This is a genomic window from Synechocystis salina LEGE 00031 (genome assembly GCF_015207985.1).
Classification (GTDB): domain Bacteria; phylum Cyanobacteriota; class Cyanobacteriia; order Cyanobacteriales; family Microcystaceae; genus Synechocystis; species Synechocystis salina.
Genome location: NZ_JADEVV010000070.1, coordinates 1 through 17,675 on the forward strand (window position 1 = coordinate 1; position 17,675 = coordinate 17,675).

The 17,675-nt window shown below is 38.4% G+C and carries 12 protein-coding genes and 1 pseudogene; 8 read left to right on the plus strand and 5 right to left on the minus strand.

The genetic code is table 11. The features are described from left to right. Window positions 1–187 (plus strand): hypothetical protein (locus IQ217_RS19080; protein WP_228025783.1); only part of this gene is annotated, 187 nt, incomplete at its 5' end. A gap of 236 nt (window positions 188–423) precedes the next feature. Here IQ217_RS19080 and IQ217_RS19085 read toward each other — a convergent pair. Next, window positions 424–630 carry a hypothetical protein gene (locus IQ217_RS19085; protein WP_228025784.1) on the minus strand — a complete coding sequence of 69 codons (207 nt, stop codon included), beginning with the start codon at window positions 628–630 and terminating at the stop codon, window positions 424–426. Window positions 631–877: 247 nt separating this feature from the next. Further along, on the minus strand, window positions 878–1,024 hold the full coding sequence (locus IQ217_RS19425) for a Rho termination factor N-terminal domain-containing protein (protein WP_338117501.1): 147 nt from the start codon (window positions 1,022–1,024) through the stop codon (window positions 878–880). Between the two features lie 1,066 nt (window positions 1,025–2,090). Here IQ217_RS19425 and IQ217_RS17300 point away from each other — a divergent pair. After that, a complete protein-coding gene (locus IQ217_RS17300) occupies window positions 2,091–2,759 on the plus strand; it encodes an HNH endonuclease (RefSeq protein ID WP_228024327.1) in 669 nt (222 codons plus the stop codon). 21 nt (window positions 2,760–2,780) lie between these two features. On the opposite strand, the pseudogene IQ217_RS17305 reads toward IQ217_RS17300, so the two are convergent. Further along, window positions 2,781–3,704, minus strand: a pseudogene (locus IQ217_RS17305) (DUF3387 domain-containing protein). 231 nt (window positions 3,705–3,935) lie between these two features. On the opposite strand from IQ217_RS17305, the gene IQ217_RS17310 reads away from it, so the two are divergent. Then, complete coding sequence (locus IQ217_RS17310; RefSeq protein ID WP_194020958.1) at window positions 3,936–4,502, plus strand: tyrosine-type recombinase/integrase; 567 nt, start codon at window positions 3,936–3,938, stop codon at window positions 4,500–4,502. A 93-nt stretch (window positions 4,503–4,595) separates the two neighbouring features. Here the strand turns inward: IQ217_RS17310 and IQ217_RS17315 are convergent, their stop codons facing one another. Together IQ217_RS17315 and IQ217_RS17320 are read right to left on the minus strand one after the other, a co-directional pair. Beyond that, a complete protein-coding gene (locus IQ217_RS17315) occupies window positions 4,596–5,339 on the minus strand; it encodes a phospholipase D-like domain-containing protein (RefSeq protein WP_194020960.1) in 744 nt (247 codons plus the stop codon). Between the two features lie 237 nt (window positions 5,340–5,576). Beyond that, window positions 5,577–6,161 carry a CAP domain-containing protein gene (locus IQ217_RS17320; protein ID WP_228024267.1) on the minus strand — a complete coding sequence of 195 codons (585 nt, stop codon included), beginning with the start codon at window positions 6,159–6,161 and terminating at the stop codon, window positions 5,577–5,579. Between the two features lie 159 nt (window positions 6,162–6,320). Between IQ217_RS17320 and IQ217_RS17325 the strand changes: the two genes are divergently transcribed. The 5 genes from IQ217_RS17325 to IQ217_RS17345 all read left to right on the plus strand — a co-directional run bounded on the left by IQ217_RS17325 (window position 6,321) and on the right by IQ217_RS17345 (window position 17,545). Next, window positions 6,321–6,653, plus strand: coding sequence for a hypothetical protein (locus tag IQ217_RS17325; protein ID WP_194020962.1), 333 nt, complete (start codon window positions 6,321–6,323; stop codon window positions 6,651–6,653). 82 nt (window positions 6,654–6,735) lie between these two features. Then, window positions 6,736–7,233, plus strand: coding sequence for a sacsin N-terminal ATP-binding-like domain-containing protein (locus tag IQ217_RS17330; protein WP_194020964.1), 498 nt, complete (start codon window positions 6,736–6,738; stop codon window positions 7,231–7,233). Between the two features lie 80 nt (window positions 7,234–7,313). Continuing rightward, on the plus strand, window positions 7,314–13,916 hold the full coding sequence (locus IQ217_RS17335; protein WP_194020966.1) for a hypothetical protein: 6,603 nt from the start codon (window positions 7,314–7,316) through the stop codon (window positions 13,914–13,916). 2 nt (window positions 13,917–13,918) lie between these two features. Then, window positions 13,919–14,830, plus strand: a complete 912-nt coding sequence (locus IQ217_RS17340; protein WP_194020968.1) for a hypothetical protein — start codon at window positions 13,919–13,921, stop codon at window positions 14,828–14,830. Window positions 14,831–14,836: 6 nt separating this feature from the next. Then, complete coding sequence (locus IQ217_RS17345; protein WP_194020977.1) at window positions 14,837–17,545, plus strand: SNF2-related protein; 2,709 nt, start codon at window positions 14,837–14,839, stop codon at window positions 17,543–17,545. The last annotated feature ends 130 nt before the right edge of the window (window positions 17,546–17,675 follow it).

The following is a 17,675-nucleotide window of genomic DNA, read 5'->3' on the forward strand; positions in this document are numbered from 1 at the left end:
AAGGGGGGAAGACTTAGGGACCCACGTCGATCCATCATCTACTCCCCTCTGCGGATTTATTCACCTAGGGCTGGAACTATCAGGGGTGCCCTACTCAATAGGGTCTCTAAAAATTGCACCAATTTTTTCACCAGCTATGGTTTTTGCTGTTGGGCAGAGGAAGTTAACTGTGAGGGAGGGCTACTGAGAAACAGGTCCGGAGCAGTACTCCTAATCCGGGGAAGTTAGTAGATGCCGGAGAGGAATACGCCCAGGAGAATCGCTACCCCGACGATTTACCGTAGAGGGCTCACAAGTCCGGTGGGAAGTTAAACTATCCAGCTAGGGGATGGGGAGGTCTCCCCAAGCCCCTGAACATAGACTCCTCGGTTAACTGTCGCAAACAACGGGGCAGTTTACTGCTTCAAAGATCGACATAGAGAATCAGAGCTTTTCTGTATTGATCAGCTCCTCTTCAGCCAGAATCTCGGTTAGATAATATGCCATCGCCTCCGTAAAAGTCATCAAACCTTGCAGTTCCGATTCAACCCAAGGTTTCTGTTTAGCTGCGGGCAAATAGTTCAGAAACACCTCGGCAAGTAGCTCTCCGATTAATTTGAAGTCCTCGTTAAGGTCAAGCTCCTTAATCATGACAACAATGACCTTAAGTCTAAGAGTGACATCGGGGGATAGCTCAGAGTAGTCGAAATTTTGAGTTAGCATTGTACTAATTAATTGTGTCTTTCTCTACTCTCTGTTTTTGTTATCTACTGCAGGGAGGGGGTTGTCATAACTCTTGCCCTGATAGGGCAAAGTTAGAGACCCGCGCTTACAATGGATTGCCTACCCTCCAGTGCTAACAGCTGGGGCTCCCTGCCCAGGTTAATCTTTATCTGAATTAGTCAGGTGCCCGGGTAGTGGAGGTGCAAAGGAAATGGGGTCTTTCCGTTGGGGAGGCTAGTAAATGTTGTACCAGCTCCGCCTTTCGCATTGAACCGTAACCCTTAATTTTCGCCCTCCTCGCCCGTTGTTTCAGTTCCCGGATGGTGAGGTAGTCCCCAGTGGTAGCCTCTAGCTACCTTCTCCCGGTCGATGGGCATCAACAGAAAAGTAACCACCACAGCGTAAGCGACGGTTAGTGTTATTGCTTCTTCCAGCATGGCTGAATGGACTCCTTTAGCTTGTGGAAAATTTAAGGGCGGGACTGTGTTCGTAACATTCTTGGTACCCCTCGCCTGGTACTCGAGGGATTACGATTGCCTCCGGAACAGCGGCGGACCGAAGTGAGCTGAGGGGGGGCTCCTGGGCAAAGGGAACCCATGACACCGGTAGTCTCCCCAGGCTTCCCCTCTCTCTGTTGAAGGGGCTAGTTCCTCTTCCAAGGGCTGCGCTAACCCTGCGGAGGAAACACAGTGTTAAAGGCAGGCAGGACCATCCCCGGGCACTGACCGACAAAACAGCATTTCCATTCACTTCCTCCTCACCTTTGTTGTTAATAGAAAGGGCTGTTACTGTACGTATACTCCTCTGGAATAAATTGAATCCAAGTTGCCTTACTCCCCTAGGGATTCTAGGGAACTAAGGGTATATTTGGGGATAAGAAATGCTAGATTAAGACCTAGATTAAAAATAGTCTGACTTTCTAACCATTAATAAAAATTGGGCTCTGACTAAAAGAATAAGTCGAGGATTGAGTAAAAACTTTTGAAAGTGATGGCTATACTCGGTGTAAGGTTAGCCCCTTTCGGTTGACCGCGAAAAACCTATTAGACCTAAGTCGTGCACTGGAACCAAGATATGAATTACCTGAGGTAAAGGTTTCCGGCTCACAACGACCGTCCTAGGCAACATCGAATGGATTCAGATTGCTTCTGCCCTGTCTAGAGCTAGAGGAGGTCTGCTCAAAGAGCCCGCTATCGTCAGCCCCGGTTGAATATAGTGCGCCCCCCTCGGGGAGAACCTTCACCAGTTATTTAGGACAACGTATATGAAGGCAATGTGAAGGATTTGTTTTACTTATTTTTACTGAGGTCACTGAAATGACAAGGACTTTGCCACCAGTGTTTAGAGCCCAAACTGCCAACAGACGAAAGAGAGACAGGCATGGTTCGATGCTAGCTTTGTGTAAAAGTGTTGCTGAAGTAAAGTTATTTGGATACCTCGACTTTACTTCTTGGCAAGTTAATAAAGATGGTTATTTCTTTCTAATCCGAGAAAATAAATCAGAATTTTTTGAACTGCTTGAAAAGACTGGATTCTTCGAGTTTCACGAAACGAACACAAGTAAGAATAGTGTTTATCAACATCAAGTTAGCAAATTTTTAGCTAGTGGCTATAAAATTTATGGTAGAGGTTACTATGCACGCAAAGGGGAAGTGGAAATCCATCACCTAGACAGTAACCAACAAAATAATGATCCTCGTAACCTAAGATATGTTAGTCCGGGCTTGAATTACTTTATTGCACGTTCTCTTCGGTTTCCTTATACGGGAGAAATATCAAATTGCATCACGGAAACTCGCGAAGAAGCAAAGGAGATGCTCCTATTAAGTTTAAAACGTACCCTCAACTACCGAGGAAGAGAACTCACTCAAGAGCAATTGGATTTTTTATTAAAGCTTAGATTGGAACAGGCACAAAGTATTTTAAATGAGTGGTATCGTGCAGACAATAAATATAATAATATTGTTAATATAAAAGTAGAACAATTCTCACTGACTACGACTAGAGAAACCCTCCTAGCAAAGACAAAGACCAATGAATCGCCAATCTTTCTGTAGCGTGACCCCCTAATGTCCTGTTCAACTAGCGGAGAGAGCCTCTGCTTGTTGTAAGAAATTTTGCACAGCAGTGGCTTGACGCTCGGGGGGATAGCCATATTTTTGCAGGATTCGTTTTACTTTGCTCTGCAGGCGAGCACGGGTACTTTCCCGTTGGGACTAATCTACTGTTGCATTTGATTTCAGGCTGACGAGAAGCTCATGGGTAATGACCTCGACGGCGTTTTCATTTTCTGCCAAGGCATCGTAGAAGGCGATTTCATCAGGAGAAAGACCGTCTTCTTCACCCTGTTGTAGGGCTGTGCAGATGTCCCTTGCTAGGTTGATCGGTTCTTGAAGAACTTCGATAGTACTAATGGCATTGGTATGATAGCAGGCGATCGCCTTTTCCAATCGTTCGGAAAACTTTTTCTCTTCAGTGACATTGGTGCGGGTGCGGGAATGAATCTCATCATTGAGTAACCGTTTCAGGGACTCCAGGGCGACATTTTTCTTCTCCATTTGCTGAACTTCTAACAGGAAGTCGTCGGAGAGGATGGAAATGTCGGGGGAGAATGACTCGGCGGCCCCTAGAATATCGACAGTCTCGGTGGAAACCACGGCTCGGTCGATGATCTGTTGTACAGCAAATTTTTTGTCTACCCTTGATTTGCCGAGGGAAGCGGTCGATTTCACTAAGGTGGTACGAATTGCTTGGAAGAAACCGACCTCATCCCGAATCGTTTTTGTTTCATCACTAGCGGAAGCTAGGGGAAAGCATTTGGAGAGAGCTAAGACGGCGTGTTGATAGCGGCGATGGGCTAACTTCTTCTTAATGGCTTTTTGCTCATTTGGTACATTCTCCTTGATTCTTGCGATTTGTCCACTTTTTCCATACAGGGTTAGATTACTCGGCAAAGTGACCTTTTTTCCCAATCCTTGAGGGTGAACTGCAGTATAGTACAAATTACACCCTTGAGAATCGCCTGTAATCCTTATATTTGACTTTTTAGCTTAACTACATCATTTTCCTCAGCAAAGACCCAAATTAGACGATTTAGGGCATAGTGGCAGTTTTCAGAATTTATCAACTGAGAATAATTAGCAGTAATTTATGTTGAGCGATGGAGAGTTGGAAAAATTTCACGATAGAATTAGGCTTGTGGAAGCTATTCAATATTTTCCATCAATGATTGAATGAAAATTAACCGTCAGGGGCAAGCAAAAGTACTTACAGAGCAGGAGCTACACGATCTGTTTACCGTTGGCTTGCTCACTCCCCGCGATCGCCTGTTGTTTGGCATTTGTCTTTACACTGGTTGCCGTATTGGGGAAGCCTGCTCCCTAGCTTGGAGTGATGTCACTGCTCATGCCATGACTTTCCGCATTGAAAAGACCAAGACTAAATCTAGTCGCACTGTGGCCATTTCCCCGGCGTTGCAAGCTTTGTTCAATGAGTATCGCCAAGCTCAACAATCCCCTAGATTTCCATCTTCCTATGTATTTCGAGGCAAACGGGTGGGGTCGCATCTTCATCCTTCCATGGCCCACAAGATTTTGAAAGCGGCAACGGATAGGATTGAAGTTAGGGGAGTATCTACCCATTCTTTCCGTCGGACTGCGCTAACTATGATGTGTCGTAAGGGAATTAACTTGCGGGTCATTCAGAAGATTAGTGGTCACAAGAATTTGAATGTTTTGTCCCACTATCTGGAGGTTTCTGAGCAAGAGAAAGAGCAAGCCTTGTCAACAATTTTGTTTTAGAGTTTAGTTAGTTTCCTGCCCATATCCATCAGATCAATTAATGAGTGTTACTAGGGGTTACGTCTGTTTTTTTCTGTTTTAAGCTTGATTTTTTTAAAATGGGTATGGAGAATAGGGTTTATCATTTATCTCTCTCCATTCTTTGATGGTAGATGCAAAAAAAGAGTTATTTAACTCTCTAACCTTAGTAACATCACTTTCAAAATCTGCGATTTCTTTATTATCTTCCAAATTACGCCATGCTCTTGAAGTAAAATTTTGACTACCTTTTATTGCAATCAACCCATCAATAACAATAAGTTTTTGATGATCTCGGGGAACTTGATAAATACTTAAATTCTTATCTTCTTTGTTTGATCTTGAAATTTCTTCTAAAAGCCAAGAATTATTAACTTTTTCATTAAAAATCAGCACAACTGGAATTTTAATTGAAACTGTTTTCAAAATAAAAAGCATCGGAATATCAAAGCTATAAGTGCATATATGTATAAACTTTGAGGACATTGTTAAAAGCTCTAATAGAGAAACAAGAGGAGTTTTATTTATATTTTTGATGGAGGGGTTGCAAGTATCTTTAAGTTGGCTTAATCCTGTAGCTATTTGATAAACATTTTCTAAAGTATAATCATCAATTTTATTATCGCAATATAAAAAGGCGTTTTCGTATTGACAAATAGGACAAACTAATTTTTCGTTAATTTCATCGATAGAATATGAACTCGATTTTGAAAGAATCTTCAACATGAAGTGAGGTGTATTTGTTAATGCGCCGCAACTTGGACACTTAGCAGTAGAAAAATCAGGATTTTTTGGAAAATGAGAAAGATCTAGTCCCATATAATAAAATAGAAAAATCTATTTATCCAGCTTAACTTATCAAATCCTGTTTCGTCTTCATCAGACTAAAGAAGAAATTTCAACTAAAAATTTTGGTTTTATATCCCGAGAGAATGAGAATTGTGATTTATCCTGAATGACTGATATTCTAGGAACTGAGCGATAAGTTGATGATAGTTCCTTAACCGTGGGGGGCCCGCCCTATGTGTTGATATTTCACTAGGGGTTTAATGGCGACTATTGAAAATTTTGAACAGCATAGACTTTAGCTGTTCTAGGATTGGTGGCAATGCCATAGCCAAACTTAGTGTAGTTGGGGGTCAATAGGTTTTTGCGATGTCCTTCCGAATACATCCAACTTTTCTGAAACCTTTCTACCAGACCGTAGTTGAGGGAGAAATAGGGAGAGCCGGGTAAGACCACAATATTTTCACCAATTCCACCTTTTCCCCCTAAGGCTTGATAGCGGTCGGTGGGAGATTTACCTTCAGGGGTATCGTGGCCATAAAAATCTCGCTTGGCCATATCCTCCGCGTGACCCTGAGCTGTTTTGGTAATCAGGGGGTCTGCCACCAGGGGCGGGAGGTTATTCCGTTGGCGGTCGCGGTTGACTAGGGTGAGAGCTTGAGTTTGAAGGTCAGCCAGGGAACGAGTCTGATGGGCATTGAATATATGGGTCTGGGGCGAGCCAATTTTCCAGTTGTTACCCCCATTACCGTTGTCAAAATAGAGCTGATATCGACCTTGAAAGATGACCATACCGCCCATAACAGCGATTCCAGCAATGATTTGTTTGAATTTTGGCGATTTGTAGCGTTTCATTGGTCTTACTGTTTTTATTGAGGTTTAACAACGCACTTCGTAGTAAATCCCTGCAAGATCAGCATTTCAACCCTAACTAGTATTACAAATTATTAACAATAGCTCATAGCTTAAAAACCGATATACCTTTAAAGAAAAGCGATTAAGAATTGAGTAAGGATGCTGGAATTACATAATTTCGAGTGGGACCAAGAGCGGTTAGTCCAGGTGGAGACTCAGCCCCATCACATTGCAGGAGTGTTGGGTTCGATTCGAGAAACCTTAGGGATGTCTGATTGTAAGTGGGATGATATTTTGTCGGCTTATTACGAGTGTGAGGAGGATGAAACCATTACTTTTTATGAATCCGAAGTGGTAGATATGGGGAATCCAGGGATCTGGACGTATGTGGTTTATGAGTGCGAGGAAGGGCAGGAGACGGTGGTGACGGATGAAGATATTAATCTTATTGACCCGGCCTTGGAGTTGCAGAAATTATTGGTAGTTGGATAAATAAGTAGGTCGTTGAAATAAAAGTCAAATCACTCTCTTAATTGAGATATATCAACACAATCATCTTATTCTAAATTTTACTATGAGCTCTCAAGAAACTGGTTTTTTATATCCGCCAGGAGCGATCATTAACGAAATAAAAACTCTTTTAGGTGAGAGATATAAAGAAGGGTTTCCAATCATCAAAGAAGTTCTGCAAAATGCTAATGATGGTGGGGCAACTCGCTTAGATATTGGAGTCACCCCAGGATTAAAAGATAATTCATTGCATCCCCAGTTAAGACAACCTGCTCTGTTTTTCGTTAATAATGGTAGTTTCCGAGATGAAGATTCGCAGGCTATTGGCTGGATTGGTGTAGATTTTAATGCAGGTAATTCATCAAAAATTGGTAAATTTGGCTTAGGACAAAAAAGCGTTTTTCACTTTTGTGAAGCATTTTTCTATGTTGCTTTTTCTGAGCATCTTTCAGAAAAATCAGCGGGAGCATCCCACTTTTGCAAAAGTCTTACTGGGCAAACTGTCAAGCAATTCTCAAAGCCTTATTCTGAAACGCATCCAAGTATAAGTATTTATACTTAAAATCATTGAGCTGGAAAAAATGGGATGCACCCAAATCAGCAAGCTATCGATTCTTAACACCGTGGGCAGACGGTGATCCCATGAGTGATTTAGATAAATTAGCTGTAGAAAACTATTTAAAGAATATTTTCCTAAAACAAGAAAATAATTACTCAGAATATTTCATCCTGTGGTTACCTCTTCGAGCTTCTAATCAACACCGTTGTCTTCTGCCTAATATTTATGATTGTCAAACTATTCAAGAGCATTTTCCTAGTAATGCCCCTATCAAAATTGGAAAGCTTTTGCCTTTATTAAATTCCTTAGAATCTATTCATTATTGGACTCCTGATGCTCGGAGTAATTTAATGGAAAGTTTTAAGGTTGAAATTGAAGATTCTCAACAACAATTCTCTTATCCAAAAGCGGGAAATGATTTTTGTGAAGTTAGCCTATGTCGGAACTTAAGTGGTTCGATTCGAGTTTCAACCTCAACTAAGATATCTTATGAAGGGATAGAAGCTACGCTTTCAGAGGATGCGTTTTATCCATTGATGGTAAACACTGCAGATGAGTATGAAGCTCGTGATCCTTTTTGGTCTACTCTCAGTAACTTGGCGAACTGGCCTAAGAGAGTTACTTATGATCAGACAGGAAACCCCAAAGTTGTTCCCGATAAGGCAGTTCCACATTGTGGAGCAATATTTTTACGCTATCCTAGTGACAAAGCAAATAGTAATTTAACTCTTCAATGGGCTGTTTTCTTGCCGTTAGAAGAGATTGAAGAAGATAACCTAACTCATGAAGAGATACCAATTGATAGCATTTATGAATATACTTTAATATTACACGGCTACTTTTTTCTAGATTCAGGACGACGATCAATAGAAGGAATCACACAAATTTATGACGGGCGACCTAATATAGAGAAACCAAAAAATAAGGATGAGATGATCCAAGGATGGAATTATATTTTAGCAAAGGAAGGCACATTATCTAATGTTTTGAAAGCATTGGAAGCCTTTAGCCAAAATCCGGATGTTGAAGATAGTGATATTTCTTCCGTTTGCTTAGGTTTACTAAGATCTAAGTTATTTCAGCAATCACTCTTACACCCATATTTATATAAATCTGGATATTGGATTTATCAAGTTAAGCGGGATAGTATTGAATGGTGTCTTGTATCTCATAATCGCATTCTTAGCTTACCTGGAATTCCTAATTGGGAGGTATGGGCAGAACTAAAACATATCGCTACTCATACTCACTTAATTCTAAAAGCTAAACCTAATCTCCTTCCTCACAACAAACCTGATCAGTGGAATGATGATGAAATTACCAGGACTCTTACATCTTTAGATATACTTCAAATCTTTCAAGACTCAAATGAACTGATTTTCTTGACCGAATGGTTAGATATAATTGCCCGGAATGATCATGATGAAAAATTTTCTAATGATGTGCAAGACCTTCTACAAGAAAAATTACAAATTATCCTCACACAATCAGACTGGACAGATTTTGAAGAAACAACCAAGATATCTTTCTTTACTTCAATAATTCCAAGGTTAAATAAATCACGGTGGTTTTGTCTAGATACTTCTGATATAGCACTATTCAAACATCTCAATGAGGTTCAGGATAAAATTCTATTACTACCTCAATACTTGTCTCCTGAAGATAGTAGTAATAATCTACCTGGAAATAATGCAGCAAGATTAATATCAGGACTCATCAAATACAGAGAATACAATCCTAAGAATAGCTCTATTAAATTTATTGTTTTACAAATAGTTCAAGCAATTAAAGAGAATGAAAGATCGATTTTTCGTGAACAAATTAAAAATCTTCCTTTCATTCCCGGATATAACTGCCGTGATAATAGGGTTGAATTTTATAGCCTGAATGACATCGATAATTATAATGACTATATTCTTAGGGATTTGTTTTATGACAATAAAAGTCACAATGAGCTTGCAAAAGCATTACAAAATACGTTAGCCAACAAGGATGTCATCTTAATTGATCAGCAATTAGCGCGAGAACTTTATATAGACTTAGTAGAGTGTAATTATGAAACGTGCTTTAAAATTCTTGGTCAGCGACCTTCTTTAGCAAGTCCAAAGAACCGTGTTGATATACTAAGACAATTGTTGCATGGTCATGATTTTCAGGCTCTACGCTTTTTACTACATGGTTATTCAGAGCATTATGAAAATAGAAATTCGCTTTATATCGCATCGCAAAAAAGTCAGGCTTGGAGTAAGATAGCTCGATGTATTCTTAAAGATTGGCAAATTGTTCCTCAAGAGTTGGCTCAAATAATTCCTCAGGATCGATGGGGAGATTTAGAAATTAGCTCTATCTCTCCAGAGAATTTAATCCGGGATCTTCAGCATCTAGATCCATCACAATTAAATTTGCGAGATTTTACTACAGAAGAACGACAAGAAATCCTAAACCAGGTTTCAGCTTATGGGACACCGCAACTTTGGAGAAGTTTGCCATTACATACATCGAGCGCTGGTTCAATTGTCGCGATTACTAATAATACCTATCTGAAAAATCCAGAATTTGACTTACCGCATCAACTAGAAAGTCATGTTGTGTTGATTGAAAAAACTAATCGCCCAGATTGGATTCAGCAATGGGAACCTAAGGCAGCGATCGCTACAATTCTAAAACTTAGCGATCCTGAACAATATTGTAATTTACTACTGGAACTGATTCCAAAAACTCCGAATCTAAAAGATGATAATGAGCTAATCACACTTCTTAAAAAAGTTGCTTGGCTTCAGTTAGAAACAGGAGACAAAATTTCGCCGAGTAGGGTTATTCTTTTACCTAATAAATATGAACTTTCATCTTTCAAAGATCGACTACAATCAGTATTTCAGAGTGAGAAAAGTCCTTATGTTAGTCGCTCTATGCTGGCTGAAAATGTTGTAAATTCTCAGTCACTGGATGCTGTTTGTGAAATATGGTATTACAACCAAATATTAAGATTTTTGTTAAGAGAATCCCAAATTCCTTCTAATCATGTTGCTTTAATTCTCGATGTCTTGACTAACCTTAAACAACATAACCAAAGTCTTAGTAATGAAATTAAGGATTGCTTGAAGATAACTCCATGGTTAGTGGATAAGGATAATCAACCTCGATCACCAGAACAAATTATTAATCTACCGAGATTAGAAGATTATGTTAAAGAAATACTAAGCGGCTCCAACCCTCAACAATATATCAGCTTTTCGATGTTACGAGAAGAGGTCAGAGACAAAAATATTTTAAGCTCTCAACTTATTTCAGAATGGTTTACATCTGGGGAAGATGCTTTTGAAAAATTAGGTGAGACTATTTCAAGCCAATCTAGGCATTATTTGGGTGACATTGATTTAAATACTCTGCGCGACAAAAGAGATTTTGTAGAAACACTATATTCCACACTTAAAGATTGTGAAGAGACACTTATTCTGAAATTAGCACAAGACCTTGACGCCTTTTATGTATTCATTTTTGAAAGGTTACTGAAGCCAATAGATAACTGTAACAGGATCACTAGGATTTTGAATTACATCACAAAAAGGAATTGTAAACCTAACAAAACAGAGATTCAAATCTTTAATATTTATCTTACACTTGCTTGTGAGTTGAATGAGTTCGGTTCAATGATTTTGCCAAATATAAATTTATTAAATAAAAATAAGGAATGGAAAGATCCCATATTGCTATGTGATGGTAGTAATAACTATAATATTTCTTCAGAATATATTCTTGATTCAGATCAAAGAGATATTCTAGCTGATTATTTAAATCAAATAGTTGCAAATACGTATATTTTACAAAAATCAGAGCAAACTTCTCTTAATTCAGATCAAATACAGTCTGATAATGATTTTAGTAACAATTCTAGGAGACTTGAAGATTATTTCAAGCCTTGGCTTCAATATATTCCTTCTCAGGCAATTGGTAGCATAATTGCTCTCCTTGCTGGCTCTAATCACAATATTCTTCAGCTAGCACAAAATTTTTTGCAAAGGCGTCCAGTTGAAGATTTCCGTGATGAGCTACTTTTTGGAGACCTTAAATCGAAAGTTTTTAGTATTCAAATCAACGACGGTGAGACTCAAGTAGTTCAAAGTATTTTAGGTAATACTCTCCAGGCACCTGTATCAAGTCTTGAAAATTTAGAAACTATTTTCTTAGGCACCATAAATTATAGTGACCCTACAATTAGTTTAAGAAGAATAGATCTAAAACAGTTAAATAGGGAGAAGGTAGAACATCTATTATTTCAATCGTTCATACAACTTATGAATGCCCTGAATAAAAATGGATATTCTTCTCAGAAGTCAATTATTGAAAACACTTGGAGTAGATTAAATAGTTCAGAACGAATTGAAGTTGAAGTAGCTAAAGATTTTATTCTCTCGAACTCAAAGTATTTGCTAAGGAGTTTAGGAGTTAAAAACTCTAAAATTAAAGAGAAGTTAAGGTTGTGGGCTGACAAAGAATTTGCTCTGAGTGATTGGCGGCAAAAAAAACCTAAAAACGAAAAAGATTTTACAAGACTAACACAAGATATAGAAAAAATTTCAGATGAGATTGGGAATTTGATTCAGTCCAATAAAAATCAGTTTGAAATTCTCAGTGCTGTTCGTAAAAAAATTGGTGAAGGACAGTATGGTTATCACGAGAGTAATATACCATTTGAAATTTTTCAAAATGCTGATGATGCTGTTAAAGAGTTAGAAATTTTCTCTGGCACAGTTGATTCAGAACGCCAATATTTTGTCCTAAAGTGTAATTCTGTCCTTCTTTCCTTTATACATTGGGGAAGACCTATTAATAAATTTTGCTCCGCTGAACATCACAATCAAGACTTTAGAGATAAAGGGTTTGATCAAGACTTAGTTAAAATGCTTTCTTTTAGCATTTCCGACAAAGGAGAAGATGAAACTGGAAAGTTTGGTCTTGGCTTTAAGACAGTTCATCTCATAACAGAGAAACCTCTGATTCTCAGTGGAGATTTAGGTTTTAGTGTTTGTGGTGGCATCTTACCTCTTCCTATAACTGAATTAAATACCTTAGATAGTCTAAGAAAACAAATAGAGAGTGAACGATTATCTTCAAAGTTAGCGGATGGGACAATAATATCATTACCCCTGGAAGACCGTTTTCATAAAGAAAGAATTACTCAAGCATTTGAGAAGCAGGTAAACTTGTTGCTAGTATTTTCTAAAGCTATTCGTAGATGTAAGCTAGTTACTAATTCTTATACCAAAGAACTTTACTGGTTTCCTGATGCTGTATTTGATATTCCAGGAATTGAAATTGGTAACATTGATTTTTTAAATTCATCAAATCAATGGGAACAGCATAGGCTATTAAACTTTAGATTGACAACTGGGTCTATTTCTATTGAACTTACACAGAATTTTGAAATCCATAATTATTTGTTACAAGAATTTCCAACTTTTTGGGCTACAACGCCGACGAAAGAGAGTTCAGGATTAAGATTTATCATTAATGCTGATTTTGATGTGACAACTGGACGAAGTAGCCTTGATCCAACATCCTCTAAAAATCAAGAATTAATGAAAGTGTTAGGATGTGAACTTGCAGAAAAATTGGATGCACTATTTCAAGCTTCAGTAGGAGATAATTGGTCTTCACTAGAGCGGATCTTGGACTTGGGGGATCTTGAGAGATACGGATTTTGGGAGTTTCTTTGGAATATTTTTGCTATGGATTGGATATCTGAATCTAGTGATAACAGGTCTATTAATTTAATTCGATCAGGCTTATGTGGCATATCTCAAGGTATAGGTCATATAATTTATACTCGAAAAGCTTTACCAAATGGGTTATCTAATCACTTGGTATGTGTGACGGAATTGCAATATCAAATTTGTAATATTTTAGCAGAACAAAAAATTTTCTCGATCGTCTCTTCTTGGGAAAGTTTTCAAAAGCATTATCCTTTTGAAAGATTGATTAAAAATACAGTATGGAAAGCAGTAAAAATACTTTTAGATGCTAATTCATTAGCCAAGTTATCTAATCTCTATTTGGCAGACTGCTTGCGGGAAGAATTAGGCGATCGTAATATTGATGTTACTACTGCAAGCCGAATCGGTCAGGTCATCAATATCGATCAAATGAGAAACTGGGAGATTTCAGAGAAGACTGATCATCAAAAAATAAATGAAGTAATTCAATCCTCGTCTATCTCATTTATGAATCAGAGTAAGAGCTATTTGTCTGCACCTCTGCTTCTCCTATATCAACCGAAAGATCCGGAAGAGAAGCGTTTAGTCGCCTTTGCTCCTTCCAATCGAATTTTGAACTCCAGTTATACAGAGAAAGCCCTCGAATTTTTCCGTGTTTGTCGTCTACCACGTGAGCCTATAAATGTTGATGAGTTAGTTAGATGGGCAAAAATTTCAGAAACAGAGAATCAACGAAAAGCTATTTTAACGTATCTCTTAGATGGAGAGCAAAGCTCAGAGTTCGCTGAGTGCTTAAGAGGTCAGATTTCAGGTACATGGATGGAAAACAATCCTGGAGTTACTAGCTTACTCAAAACGAAAGAAATTCAGGAGAAACAAAATAGAGCACTAAAAGGAGAAATAGGCTGGGATGAAATCCATCCTGTACCCCCCCCCCACCGCCGCCGCCGCCTCCTCCTCCAACGAATATAATCTTGCAGGAAATATGTGATTGGTGGGAAGCAAGACATAAATCAGAAATAGAAAATTATAATAAGCGGCTTTATCCAATTCCCATTGAAGATTTACGGCAGCAGTTACGCGACGATGATCGCAGTGCTTGGTTGATGCTCTTCTTTATTGGAGCAACTCATACAATGGGGAGGACTAAACATGAGCAACACAGAGACTTCATCCGTTATTGTGTCGAATCGGGATGGTGGCATACTTTTTCTCAAGCGAATCCTAAAGATTTTTCACATCAATGGATTGAAGTCCTCAATAATTATCTTGATTCTTTGAATGACAATACTGAATGGTACTATTGGATGGAAAAATATCCGAGTATCTATCAAATTTCTAAATACTTGGATGATTACCGGGAGTCTTTCTTAAGAGCCGAACGATTACAAAATAGTTTCGATTTACAAATTTTGACTAATCCCCGAATGGCTTCTGATTTATCTGGCGGTGGTGTTGATCCTCCTCCACTAAGAATGGGGATTGGAGCTAATTTTGTGATTCGAGAGTTAGTCCGTTTAGGTATTCTTCAAGCTACTAAATATGTTATTCCTCATTGCTATGTTCCACGTAAACGTGTCAGGAGATTACTAAAGTATATTGGGTGTTCAGGCTTGGACAAGCCAGACTATCGATCCTCTAGGGAAATTTTTGAATTTCTAAATCAACAGTTTCAAAAATTAGAAATTGATGGAAATCCCAACTTTCATCTTTGCTTTGACATTCCCTTTGAGTTATACGATATTGACTTGCCAAGGGTTCGTGTTCGACCTGACCTTGATACTGAGCTATACGATGATGAAGATTTTTTTTTAGAGAAACCTAGCAATAACGGTGACTTTATAACCCTATGGGATGGTCGAGTAATCCCTAGATCTTATCTTTAATGACCTATGACTATTATCTTTAATTGCGGCGATCGTGTTACTCACTCTCAATTTGGCAGTGGTGAAGTCCGGTTAAATGAGGGGGAGACTGTTGTTGTTCGCTTTGAACATGGTATTGAGGAATGTCCCAAAGAAAACTTAACTCTTCTCCAATCCCTTGAGGAGGCGATCGCCGCTCCAGAATGGCATGAGCCATTAGAGGTCATTATTCGGGCTCAGGCGTTAGCAATTCGTTCTATCAATGATATGTGGGGGGTATTTTCCCTAGCCCGTATTGCTTTACTTCCTCATCAGCTTTGGGTTTGTCGGAAAGTTGTACAGGAACTTCCAGCCCGTTGGCTAGTAGCTGATGATGTCGGTCTTGGAAAAACGATTGAGGCAGGTCTTATTCTCTGGACACTTTTAAATAAAGGAGCTGTTAAACGTATCTTGATCCTTTGTCCTGCTAGTTTGGTGGAGCAGTGGCAAGAACGACTACGCACCATGTTCGATATTCGTATGACAAGATATACAAGCGAGGCAGATACAGCTAAAAGCGATTTTTGGAATACTCATCATCAGGTGATTGCTTCACTACCGACCTTACGAAAAAATAGTGGCGATCGCCATCAGCGTATGTTTGACGCGGAGCCTTGGGATTTAGTCCTTGTGGATGAAGCACACCATCTTAATGCTGACGAGCACACGGGGCCAACCTTAGGTTATAACCTCATGAGTCAGCTAATGAATGATTATAAAAAAATAAAATCTGCTGTCTTTTTTACTGGGACTCCTCATCGTGGTAAGCATTACCAATTTTTTGCATTACTGAAGCTACTGCGAGAAGACCTCTTTAATCCACTTGACGCTGTAAAATCATTTGATAATTTGCAAAGTCAAATACAGAATTTACGTTTAGTCATGCTCCGAAATAATAAACAATTTGTTACGGATATGGTGGGTAAAAAACTTTTCTTGCCTCCTAAAATATCTTCTGAGACCTATAGTTATTCTCCAGAAGAGGAAGAATTTTATGAAAAATTAACTGAATTTATCTTGACAGGAAAAGCCTATGCTTCAGGATTGAGTCAAATCGATCAACGAGCAGTCATGCTGATTTTAGTTTGTATGCAAAAATTAGCCTCTAGCTCAGTGGCAGCTATTCGTTCTGCAATCAAAAAAAGACTTGCTAAAATAACCCAAAATCGTAAAGAGCTTGAAGTTAATAAACAAAAAAAGAGCTTACTAGAAAAATTGAGAGCATTCGATGATGAAGAAAATATTCAGAGTGATGAGTTAAGCAATTTGGAGGAAAAAATATTTGACTTAGAGGATAAACTTTATCTAATGGAGGATGAACAACCAAGGTTAGAAGAATTATTAGAGATATCTAATTCTATCGTATTAGAAACAAAAATTGATAAAATCTTAGAAATCATAGAAGGGTTATTTGCAAACCGTCAAGTTTTATTTTTTACAGAATATAAAGCTACTCAGAGTCTATTGATGTCTTCTCTTATAGCTCGTTTTGGGAGCCAATGTGTAACTTTTATCAATGGCGATGAACGAGCAGAAGGAATAATTGAAGCCGATGGCCAGGTTTCTACAAGACAAGAAAAACGTTCTTCTGCTGCTGAAAAATTTAATTCTGGTGAAGTAAGATTTCTAGTATCTACAGAGGCAGGCGGTGAAGGAATCGACTTGCAAGAAAATTGCTACTCTTTAATTCACGTAGATTTACCTTGGAATCCTATGCGCCTTCATCAGCGAGTTGGGCGACTAAATCGCTATGGACAAAAATATTCTGTAGAGGTTATTAGTTTACGAAACCCTGATACAGTCGAAACTCGAATCTGGGATAAACTTAATGACAAAATTGAAAATATTATGGATTCTCTTAAAGAGGTGATGGAAGAACCAGAGGATTTACTTCAATTGATACTTGGTATGACCTCACCAACGTTGTTTAGAGAAATTTTTAGTGAAGCACAACAGAATAAAGAAAAACTAAGCCAGTGGTTTGATTCTGAGACGGCAACATTTGGTGGTCAAGATGCCGTAGAAGTCGTAAAAAAACTTGTTGGAAGTTGCGAAAAGTTCGATTTTCAGCAGGTCTCCCCTTTACTACCACAAGTCGATTTACCAGACTTACAACCATTCTTTGAAGCAATGCTTCATTTTAACAAAAGACGAATAAATCGCATTGATGGAGAATTATCTTTTATTACGCCAGAATCCTGGTTAGCACTACCAGCTATTCGGAAGCGTTATGAGCAGTTACATTTTGATCGTAATTCTCAAAATAAAATAAAAGTCAATAATTTACTGGGTGTTGGGCATTGTTTGATTAATCAAGCTTTAAAACAAGCTTTAGAGCTTAATAAATGTGTGTGTCAAGTTAACTTCATTGAAGATGCTATTGCGATCTTTCAAGTTCTTGATCGAGTCACAGGTACACAAGTAAATGTACGACAGATTATAGTTGGAGTAACCCTTGGACTAAAAAGTGATCATCATAAGAAACTGTTAAAAGACTGGGAAGTATTAAAAATTTTAAATGCAAGTCTTGAGAAAACGGATAAAGTATCTAAACTAGATAGACCTGATATTGACACTAATAATATATTAAGCCTTCTGAAAGAATCCAAAGATTACCTTGAGAAAAATCTTAATATTTTAGATTTACCATTTCAATACCCAAAAATTCAAGTCAACGCATTATTATTTCCATTTTAGTGTAACCCACATTCCGGAGTTTAGAGAGGAGGGAAAATAATTAGCAAGTAGGTACTGGAAGAAGATAGTAGCGACGGCAGGATTGAGTAAAAAAGCGGAGAATATGGAGTCGCTCATCAGTCAAATTAAC

What these genes read in the sequence shown, in the direction of transcription:
- IQ217_RS17345 (WP_194020977.1), top strand. Translation starts at nt 14,837, where the DNA reads ATGACTATTATCTTTAATTGCGGCGATCGTGTTACTCACTCTCAATTT.
- IQ217_RS17325 (WP_194020962.1), top strand. Translation starts at nt 6,321, where the DNA reads ATGCTGGAATTACATAATTTCGAGTGGGACCAAGAGCGGTTAGTCCAG.
- IQ217_RS17320 (WP_228024267.1), bottom strand. Translation starts at nt 6,161, where the DNA reads ATGAAACGCTACAAATCGCCAAAATTCAAACAAATCATTGCTGGAATC.
- IQ217_RS17315 (WP_194020960.1), bottom strand. Translation starts at nt 5,339, where the DNA reads ATGGGACTAGATCTTTCTCATTTTCCAAAAAATCCTGATTTTTCTACT.
- IQ217_RS17330 (WP_194020964.1), top strand. Translation starts at nt 6,736, where the DNA reads ATGAGCTCTCAAGAAACTGGTTTTTTATATCCGCCAGGAGCGATCATT.
- IQ217_RS17310 (WP_194020958.1), top strand. Translation starts at nt 3,936, where the DNA reads ATGAAAATTAACCGTCAGGGGCAAGCAAAAGTACTTACAGAGCAGGAG.
- IQ217_RS17335 (WP_194020966.1), top strand. Translation starts at nt 7,314, where the DNA reads ATGAGTGATTTAGATAAATTAGCTGTAGAAAACTATTTAAAGAATATT.
- IQ217_RS19085 (WP_228025784.1), bottom strand. Translation starts at nt 630, where the DNA reads ATGATTAAGGAGCTTGACCTTAACGAGGACTTCAAATTAATCGGAGAG.
- IQ217_RS17300 (WP_228024327.1), top strand. Translation starts at nt 2,091, where the DNA reads ATGCTAGCTTTGTGTAAAAGTGTTGCTGAAGTAAAGTTATTTGGATAC.